Genomic DNA, 8,898 nt, shown 5'->3' with positions numbered 1-8,898 from the left:
TCTTCACGGTTTTTAATTAGTTGATTGAATTGCTGCCATTTATCAACATTTTTTTGCTCGCTCTCAGTAATTATATTTTCAATGCGATGACCCAAAAACATTTTGGTATAGACATCGCCAACCCTGTCTATATTACTAATGCTCTTAAATAACATCGACGAGTCTAAACGCCAAAACCATTCCTTACCTAAATCTTTGAAAAGAGACGATAAAGCAGTGAATTTATTGATAAGTGAAAGTGATTTATGTGTTTGTTTACTTAACTTAACTTTACTAATAATGGCATAAAATGCTTGCTGTAAAAGTATGTTAAACGTTGTCGTACTTGCAATATCATCACACTTATCAATGTCCACGTTAGTGAAAATAAATAAACTATTATTAACATTGGCGTTAATACTAATAATTAAAGCGTTTTTTATACTTACCTTTTCAATACAGTTTAAAAACGCAAAATCTAACTCCTGTTTAGGATTATTTGATAAAACATAGCCTTTCTCAAAAGCTGTGTTAAATAACTGACATTGAGGCCATGACTCATCGTTAAACTGTCTATCTGTTGTTGCAATTACCTCAAAGTAGCGATCTATGTATTGGTGTAAAGCAATACACTCTTCAAATTTTAACTGTGTTTGTAATAAATCTCGTAACAGCTCAAGTATTGCGCTGTCGTCTTCACAATCAGCTAAATCCATTAAGTAAGCTTGTAACTGATTAATGCAAAGTTGTTCCTTTTTTTCCATAACAGTTTTCCTCATCAAAATGCATCGCGTTTTGCAAAAAGCAATCTAAATTTTTTTAACTAATATTTAATATAGGATAAAATTTAATATAAATCATTAAGTTAATTAATTTACATTAGTTGGAATGTTTCATGCTTATTACAATATAGAACAATCAAAACACAAAGGCATAACAATGAAAATAGTGTGCATAGGTGGTGGGCATGGGTTAGCGCAAGTTTTAAGCGCAATTAAACCAATGTGTAGTAGTTTAACAGCCATTGTTGCTACAACAGATAATGGTGGCAGTACCGGAAAAATAAGAGAATCGCAAGAATGTATAGCACTTGGTGATATTAGGCGTTGTTGCTTACAATTAGCAGGAGAAAAATCTGCATTAAATTCTATTTACGAGCACCGTTTTGTAGAAGGTCAACTCGATGGTCATTCTTTGGGTAATTTAACCTTACTTGGATTAATTGAACTGACAGGATCGCCCACTAAAGCGGTGGCTTATTTTAATGCCATGTTAGGAAATACAGAAACTGTGTTACCGATGACTGAAGAGCCTACCGATCTTATGGCCGAGCTTAGCACTAATGAGGAAATATTTGGCGAATGCGCCATTGATGCACTGAGCACTTTACCCACAAAAGTATTTTTATCTAAAACAGTGTCTGCGGCACCTGGATGCGTTAAAGCAATCCTAGAAGCAGACTTAATAATCATTGGCCCTGGTAGTATCATCACAAGCGTTATGCCTGCTTTTTTAGTCGAGGACATATCGTCAGCCATTCAAAAAACATCGGCCTGTCGTATTTTTATTGAAAACAGTAAAACTGAAAACAGTGTAATGAAACATACGCACACAGCCGGAGTTGATTGGTTGCAAGAGCAACTAGGATTAAAAATTTATGATTTAAGTATCCCACCTTCTGCCATTGAAGAAATTTTACATGACAGCAAAAACATCATGAAATCTAGAACACATTTACATGATATTGATGAGTTAAAAAATGTTTTTTCGGGGTTACTTAAAATGCCAATACAATTAAGCGGTCAATCCTGAGCACTTTGTATGATAGTGCTGAGCATTTCAAAGGTAACCTTACTTTGTTCATCTGCTGTTTTTATCAAGCTGTTTAACTGTTGCGGTGTGTGCTCTATTTTTACTAACGCTTCTATAAGCTTACATGTATCACCTAAACTTGATGCACCAAAGCTATAAGCACTACTTTTGAGGCTATGAGCATTGATTTCTATTTCGCTAAGCTCATGTGTATTTACCATATTGGCGACGGTTTTTTTTGACTCGTTAACGAAAACCTTTAGCAATTCAATAGCTAAAGCATTACCAACATCGTCCTTTAATTGTTCAATTATTGCGTGATCAATCATATATCTCTTTTGGGGTTAATTATGAATTACAAGGTTATTTTGTTTGTTGACTCTTCTATGATGGGGGGGATTGAAACCCACCTAATTGAATTGTCAAAACTACTCAGTAAAAACCATATTAGCAGTTCTATCTTATTTTATAAAAATCACTCTAACCAACGTTTTTACAATATGCTTGAAAAAGAAAGCATACAGTATGATTTCCTGCAAGGGAATATCAAAAGCTTACTTATAAAGCTTAGCCATTATAGTGATAACACAGTTGTTCATACCCATGGCTATAAGGCAGGAATATTAGGTCGTTTAGCGTGTAAAATAATGAAAAAATACTGTATCAGTACATATCATGCAGGCGAAGCTGGTACAGGAAAAGTTAGTTTTTATAATAAAGTAGATAAATGGCTTTCTCCTCTTTCTACAAATTTTGCTGTATCAAACAAAATAAAAACACACTTAAAAATGCAAGTTTACTCGAAAACTTTATTTCTCTGCAAGCGCCTAAACAGCCCCTTATTCATAAATTCACTAAACCGATAAAGGTGGGGTTTGTTGGTCGACTGTCATTTGAAAAAGGACCAGACATATTTTTTCAATTAGCAAAAAATATGCAAAATAATCATGATATTAAATTTCATGTGTTTGGCGAAGGACCTTTGGAGAACGAGATACCGAATATAAGAAATCTCCACTATCATGGATTAACCGACCGACGTGATATATGGGAGCAAATAGATGTGTTACTTATTTGTTCAAGAGAAGAAGGCTTACCTATGACCTTACTTGAAGCCATGTCTGAGCAAAAGTTAGTTATAAGCACTGCTGTTGGTGCTATACCCAGTATTATAGATAATAATAAAACAGGGCTTTTAATACCTGAAGTAAGTGCAAAACACTGTCAACAATGTGTAGAAAAACTACTTATGATGTCTAATATTCAAAAAACAAACATGTTGCATAATGCCTATAATATGCTGGAGGAGCGATTTTCCGGAAAAAAACAATTTTTACGGCTTCATCATGCATATACAGGTCATGACGTTACTGATTTTCTTCCCAACTTTTGATTTTTCTATAAAGTGTTGATGGGCTAACATCAAGTAACGATGCTGCTTTGGGTATATTTGACGAACATATTTTTATAACGTGCTCAATGTATTCTTTTTCTGCAAGCCATAGTGCTTTTACATCGCTTTGTGCATTAGGTAAATCAAACGTTGTGTCACCGGTTGGCGCAATTTCATTGGTAATAGATTGCTGCTCAACCTGCTTTTTTGAACTCGCTGGTAGAGCTGGGATCATATCACTGTCTATGTATTGTTCCGGATGAAGCACCAATACATTGCGTATCACATTCTCTAGCTGCCTAACATTTCCTGGCCAACTGTATTGCATTAACAGTTGTTTCACGTCCTCTGATATGCCTTTGAAAGGATGGTTTTCATCTTTAGCTATTTTAACAAATAATGCTTCGGCAATTTCTATAATGTCTTGCCCGCGCTCTCTAAGGGGAGGTAGTTCTATGGGGATAACGTGTAATCGGTAATATAAATCTTCTCTAAATCGGCCATTTTCCACTTCAACAAGGGGATCTCTATTTGTTGCGCACACAAATCTAACATCCACTTTAACTACTTTCTCACTACCAACTTGCTGATAACTACCTGTTTGTATAAAACGAAGGAGTTTACTTTGTAAATTAATATCCATTTCACAAAGTTCATCTAAAAATAATGTACCACCATTAGCTTGACCTGCAGCACCGACTCTATTCGCTATTGCGCCAGTAAAGGCCCCTTTTAAATGCCCAAAAATCTCACTCTCAATTAAATCTTTCGGAATAGCTGCACAGTTCAGCGCAACAAAAGGTTGATTAGATCGACTAGACGCTTGATGCACAGCTCGCGCGCACAACTCTTTACCTGTGCCGCTTTCACCTGTAATAAATACGGTTGCCTTACTTACAGAAGCAGAGCTTATAATTTGATAAACAGACTGCATTTGCTTTGAGCTGCCAATTAAATCAAAATATTTACCGTTCTCGTATTTGTTTTTATATTGTGTAACGGTTTGCTTTAGGGTTTTAATTTTAAGCGCATTATTAACAGTAATTCTAAAACGATCGGCTTCTATTGGCTTTTCTAAAAAATCACTTGCCCCAAGCTTTATTGCCTGAATGGCCATTTCTTTTGTTGCATGACCTGTTAAAACAACAACCTGAGGGCAGTTATCTGGCTCCAATGTTGCTAAAATATCAAGCCCATTCATGTCTGGTAACATGACATCGAGCACGATTAAATCCGGCTGTACCTTTTTAATAATATCTATGGCGGTTGCGCCATCACTTGCCACAAGCGTATTCACACCAGTAGGTAGTAAGTAAGATTGGTACATCATTGCAAGAGATTGAGTATCTTCAACAATTAAAACAGTTGGTGGCATTTTTCATTCCCTAGTTAGCAGATCAGCAATGTTTAGAACACTAATATTTCCCTAATGATTTAACTATAGAATGTTAATTAAAGCAAATTCAATTAATTACAATAAGCGATGCGTCATCTATTTCTTTGGACAGTGTTACTTGTGAGTTTTTCCACAATGTATGAGCAAAGTCTTCACCTGATTTATAATTCCTCGGTATAATTTTACCTATCTCACTTATTTCATCTTTATCAGTAAAACGATTTTCAGTCCAACCATCGGTATAAAGTAGAATATGTTCAACATCATCAAGGGCAGTTTCATAAAGGGTATAGTTATGGTCTTTTGAAAGACCTAAAAGAGGGCCTGTGCCTGACAATTGCTTTATTTCACCTTCGCTGAGTAAAACAACCGGCGGTGGGTGACCTGCATTTAACCAGTACATTTTATTGTTTTCAATAAAGCAAATAACAAGCGTTACTAAGCTCGATTTACACAGCTGCTGCTTGTAAAGCGCATTATTAAGTGCGGCTAACATATGTTGGTAAGGGAGCCCTGTGGCTAAAAAACCACTTATAAATCCCTTAATAGCAAAACTTTCTTTAAGTGCCTGCAAACCATGTCCCATCATATCGCCAAGGACAAATGCACTACACTCATGGTTAATGGGCATAAAAAAATCGCCGCCATTACCTAAGCTAATAGAACCAAAAAGGTGAGCACTTTTATCATTTTTGCATGTGTATTACAGCGGGTGTTGATTCAAACGTAGTTTGATAAGATAAATACGCAAAACGGTGCGTCACACGTTCAATACTTTGCAGTAATTTATTTTTTTTAACAGGCTTAATTAAGTAGTCATCTACACCTAATCGATTTATTTTATGAATAACTTCTTCACTATCATCCCCTGTTAGCATTACCACCGACAACTGTGACTTTAAATTAGACTGATTAAGCTTTTCTAAAAGAGGCTCGCAAGTGCCATTTTTTAATTTATGATCGAGCAATAAAATTCTCGCATCGGCGGTTAAAATAGCTTGCCACCCCGCCTCTATGCTTTGGCATGCAATCACTTGAAATTTATCTTTTAAATACGCACTCATCAACGCAAGTTGGGTTACATCATCATCAACATAAATAACCGTGGGTCGGCTGTCTATGTGCTCTAAAGGAAAAGAAAAATAATTTTTACCTTCATAAGTTATATAATCTGCTTCTTTAAAATAATGGCGGATGAGCTCCACTCCCATACCGCCTTCAACTAAGTCACCTGAATCGATTTTCCACGTTGAATTGTTGTTTTTAAAAAGATTATAAGGGGTCAATTCGTCAATAAATGTGAATGTATAGCTATCATTATTAGCCTTACTAATTCGAAGTAAAATATGGTGTTCAGAGCCCTGATTATGCCTAATAAGGTTAGTTAGGTACTCAGTCGCGACCAACCCGGCAGCATCAACTTCATCTTTTTTACATTAAGAGCGCCTAAAACATGTTTAAGAATTTGGCGTATTTCACTCAGCGTTGGCCATAACAGTTCAAAACGTCGTTCAAATAATATATCCATATTGCCCTCAGTGGTGCTCAAATAACCATCTTTGTTTGTTGATTTTTGCCATAAGGTTAGTGCATAACTTTGGCCATTTAGCACTATGCTTTTGTAAAAATTTGACTATGCGTTCGCCAAGTGGCGCAAAATTATGCTGGCTAATCAGTATTTTTATATTGCTGTGCCCTGCTTGTTTTAATTCTTTAATACCTTTACATAACGACTCTTCATCGTTAACGCCTAATGCCACTGTAACAAACGTGAGTTCGCTGCAAAGACTCAATGAATGCAACGGTACATTATTTCTATTTAATTTTAATGCCGGTGACATATCTATTAAAATGTAGTCGTACTCTTGCTTTAATCGAGCCACTGCATCATTGAGTACATGCTTGTTTTTAGCAGGCTCTATAGCCGCTAAGTTTTTGATAGTTAATAAACTAACCTCTTGATAATTTGTTACGCCTAGCTGACACGAAATATCATCAAATCGCCATGGGTTGCATGCTGTTGGCAATTTATCGTCTGAACTAAACGTATTTATAGGGTTTAAATCTATGATCAGTACCGACTTGTGTTGGCTTTGTAGCCGCTTAGCAACACTTACACAAGCACTCGATGACCCCTCAGAGCCGCATAATGATATAAATGTAACGCAACGAGCACTGTCGTCAATCATCGTATTACAGATTACTTCTAGTTCATGATACTGCTTAGGTATAAGCTTCATAGTCCCACCACTAACGCTAAAATAGTAATCACATCTAAGAAATTATCTTTAAATTGACTCAGTAAGTCTTGACCTTTGTCTGGTACGTATAGCGTATCACCCGCTCTTAATACTGGAATATTTGCCGAGTTAGGTGACTTAATAAATGCCTCTAAATCAAATATCCGAGACTGCTCTTTACAACATGAGTGATTAATAACCACTATTTTATCAATAAGTGCCGAGTTAGAAGGGCCTCCCGCCTCTGCTAATACATCTAAAATAGACATAGTATCGTCAAAGTTATATCTACCTGGCTTTTGAACAGCCCCCATAATGCGCACAACGCGATCTTTTGGTGTACGTAACCAATCTTTGTTTTTTTCAGGAACAAAAATAGTATCGCCGGGTAACACATTGGGAAATAGCGTTTCGTCGCCCGTTTCAAAATACATTGCCAAGTCTAACTTACTCACTTTAGCCCGGTTACCATTTCGATGCGTTATTCTAATGTTGCGTATATCCGCGCTGCCAGTCGGACCATCTGCTGCAGCCAAAATATCAATAAAATGCATGTTTTCGTTAAATGAATAACGCCCAGGCGATCCTACTTGTCCCATAATATAAATAGATTTACTTGATTCTTGACGTATCCACTGAGATTTATTATCCGCAGGGTCAACGGGTAACTCTTCAACAATTACGGTGTCACCCGCCACCAAGTTTGGCAGCGGTGTATCACCATCAGTAATGGTGTATTTTTCTAAATCAAAGCGTTGTGTTACATCGCCGTTACGCAGTATTTTTATATCATTGATATTTGCGCCTTTGGTTGGTCCACCTGCGTGTGCGAGTAAATCCGTAAAATCCATTTCATTGCTCCACTCATACCGACCAGGAGATTGAATAGCACCTATAATTTTAATGGCACGTTTGGTTGGAATTTTAAGCCAGCTTTTTTCGTTTACATCTGTTTTCTCAGGCACAAAAATAACATCCCCTGGGTTTAAATCAGGAACCTTGGTTGTCACAGTACCTTCACTGTAACCTTGTAAATCAAATACAATACTTTCGCCTTCTGGGGTTAATATTTTAATATGGCGGGTTTCTGCAAAACGGGTTGGTCCCCCTGCATTGGCTAAAATATCTAAAAAATTGGTACTGTCGGCTGCCTCATACGCCCCCGGTTTTTGCACTTCACCCATAATATACACCGTGCGAGAGGTTGTATTTACGTCATCAACCATAATCGGCACATACACAGTAGAGCCCGGTTGCAGCAATTGCATGGTGCTATCCGACGGTTTATCTAAATACGCTTTTAAATCAAAAATGACCGGTGCTTTGTCTACAATAACCCTTATTTTTGTCACATCAGCATAACGCGTAACCCCTTCTGCACGCATCAAGGCATCTAAAATACTCATCTGTTCTTTAAATGAAAAACTGCCCGGATTATGTACTTCACCTAAAATGGTTATTGCATTACTGTCGTTCGCATCGCCCGTGGCGCTAAGTGTTTGCGCATCAAAGTCTATTTGTACATTTCCCAGTAAAGGCGATACCGGCACAAATACAGTGTCTTTACTTTTTAGTACGGGTAACAAGTTAATATTACCTGAGTCTAGGTAGCCCTTGTAATCAAACTCAATAATTTCATCACCACGTCTTATTTGCATTCTGTCTAACTGGGCGCCTGGTTTTAAACCGTCCGCCTTCGAAATAACCATTTGAATATTACCATCATCGGGAATACTCACTTGCGACGGTGTATTTACATACCCCAGTACATTTATAAGAATGTCTCTACTGCGTATTTCTATATAAAAGTCATCCATTGCAACAAACAAAGCGGCAAGCACAGGAACAAGTTCTTGCTCAATTTGTGAAATCGTTTTGTCGGCTACATTAAATTGACCTATTTCTGGCAGATTAATTTGTCCTTTTTTATCAACTTCAAATGTGGTATCAAAGTCTATTTCGCCTGGGATGTATAAAAATAATTTGTTGCCGACTTGCACTTCAGAGTCAATATCATCGTTAGCTGAATAAGCACCAAATGAAAAAAGTAATAAAGCAATCGTAAATAGATATTTCAT

General features: G+C 36.8%; 10 protein-coding genes and 1 pseudogene. 3 read left to right on the top strand and 8 right to left on the bottom strand.

What is annotated here, in order from left to right:
- A pseudogene (locus tag P20652_RS17990) lies at positions 1-743 on the bottom strand (hypothetical protein); the annotation flags it as partial.
- Positions 744-918: 175 nt separating this feature from the next.
- On the opposite strand from P20652_RS17990, the gene yvcK reads away from it, so the two are divergent.
- Positions 919-1,791 carry a uridine diphosphate-N-acetylglucosamine-binding protein YvcK gene (yvcK, locus tag P20652_RS10020; RefSeq protein ID WP_008168442.1) on the top strand — a complete coding sequence of 291 codons (873 nt, stop codon included), beginning with the start codon at positions 919-921 and terminating at the stop codon, positions 1,789-1,791.
- Here the strand turns inward: yvcK and P20652_RS10025 are convergent.
- Positions 1,782-2,120, bottom strand: coding sequence for an Hpt domain-containing protein (locus P20652_RS10025; protein WP_008168440.1), 339 nt, complete (start codon positions 2,118-2,120; stop codon positions 1,782-1,784). The two genes, yvcK and P20652_RS10025, sit on opposite strands and share 10 nt — an antisense overlap.
- A 21-nt stretch (positions 2,121-2,141) precedes the next feature.
- Between P20652_RS10025 and P20652_RS20895 the strand changes: the two genes are divergently transcribed.
- A complete protein-coding gene (locus P20652_RS20895) occupies positions 2,142-2,657 on the top strand; it encodes a glycosyltransferase family 4 protein (RefSeq protein WP_008168439.1) in 516 nt (171 codons plus the stop codon).
- A 2-nt stretch (positions 2,658-2,659) separates the two neighbouring features.
- Positions 2,660-3,184: a glycosyltransferase gene (locus P20652_RS20890; protein WP_237707113.1), complete on the top strand. Its 525-nt coding sequence runs from the start codon at positions 2,660-2,662 to the stop codon at positions 3,182-3,184.
- Here P20652_RS20890 and P20652_RS10030 read toward each other — a convergent pair.
- The 6 genes from P20652_RS10030 to P20652_RS10035 all read right to left on the bottom strand — a co-directional run bounded on the left by P20652_RS10030 (position 3,159) and on the right by P20652_RS10035 (position 8,898).
- A complete protein-coding gene (locus P20652_RS10030; protein WP_008168434.1) occupies positions 3,159-4,559 on the bottom strand; it encodes a sigma-54 dependent transcriptional regulator in 1,401 nt (466 codons plus the stop codon). The two genes, P20652_RS20890 and P20652_RS10030, sit on opposite strands and share 26 nt — an antisense overlap.
- 88 nt (positions 4,560-4,647) lie before the next feature.
- Positions 4,648-5,211: a PP2C family protein-serine/threonine phosphatase gene (locus P20652_RS20885; protein ID WP_008168432.1), complete on the bottom strand. Its 564-nt coding sequence runs from the start codon at positions 5,209-5,211 to the stop codon at positions 4,648-4,650.
- A 55-nt stretch (positions 5,212-5,266) separates the two neighbouring features.
- The gene (locus P20652_RS20880) at positions 5,267-5,986 is read right to left on the bottom strand and encodes a response regulator (protein ID WP_008168430.1); all 720 of its coding nucleotides are present in this window, start codon (positions 5,984-5,986) and stop codon (positions 5,267-5,269) included.
- On the bottom strand, positions 5,965-6,129 hold the full coding sequence (locus P20652_RS20875; RefSeq protein ID WP_237707112.1) for a hypothetical protein: 165 nt from the start codon (positions 6,127-6,129) through the stop codon (positions 5,965-5,967). Before P20652_RS20875 ends, P20652_RS20880 begins: the two co-directional genes overlap by 22 nt.
- Positions 6,116-6,820, bottom strand: coding sequence for an AAA family ATPase (locus P20652_RS17975; RefSeq protein WP_033017416.1), 705 nt, complete (start codon positions 6,818-6,820; stop codon positions 6,116-6,118). Before P20652_RS17975 ends, P20652_RS20875 begins: the two co-directional genes overlap by 14 nt.
- On the bottom strand, positions 6,817-8,898 hold the full coding sequence (locus tag P20652_RS10035) for an SLBB domain-containing protein (protein WP_008168424.1): 2,082 nt from the start codon (positions 8,896-8,898) through the stop codon (positions 6,817-6,819). Before P20652_RS10035 ends, P20652_RS17975 begins: the two co-directional genes overlap by 4 nt.

Origin of the sequence: Pseudoalteromonas sp. BSi20652 (genome assembly GCF_000239855.1) — a bacterium.
Lineage (GTDB): Bacteria > Pseudomonadota > Gammaproteobacteria > Enterobacterales > Alteromonadaceae > Pseudoalteromonas.
Note: the sequence above shows the minus strand (reverse complement) of the source record. Positions and strands in the feature narration are given on the sequence as shown.

What these genes read in the sequence shown, in the direction of transcription:
- yvcK (WP_008168442.1), top strand. Translation starts at nt 919, where the DNA reads ATGAAAATAGTGTGCATAGGTGGTGGGCATGGGTTAGCGCAAGTTTTA.
- P20652_RS10025 (WP_008168440.1), bottom strand. Translation starts at nt 2,120, where the DNA reads ATGATTGATCACGCAATAATTGAACAATTAAAGGACGATGTTGGTAAT.
- P20652_RS20895 (WP_008168439.1), top strand. Translation starts at nt 2,142, where the DNA reads ATGAATTACAAGGTTATTTTGTTTGTTGACTCTTCTATGATGGGGGGG.
- P20652_RS10030 (WP_008168434.1), bottom strand. Translation starts at nt 4,559, where the DNA reads ATGCCACCAACTGTTTTAATTGTTGAAGATACTCAATCTCTTGCAATG.
- P20652_RS20885 (WP_008168432.1), bottom strand. Translation starts at nt 5,211, where the DNA reads ATGCCCATTAACCATGAGTGTAGTGCATTTGTCCTTGGCGATATGATG.
- P20652_RS17975 (WP_033017416.1), bottom strand. Translation starts at nt 6,820, where the DNA reads ATGAAGCTTATACCTAAGCAGTATCATGAACTAGAAGTAATCTGTAAT.
- P20652_RS10035 (WP_008168424.1), bottom strand. Translation starts at nt 8,898, where the DNA reads ATGAAATATCTATTTACGATTGCTTTATTACTTTTTTCATTTGGTGCT.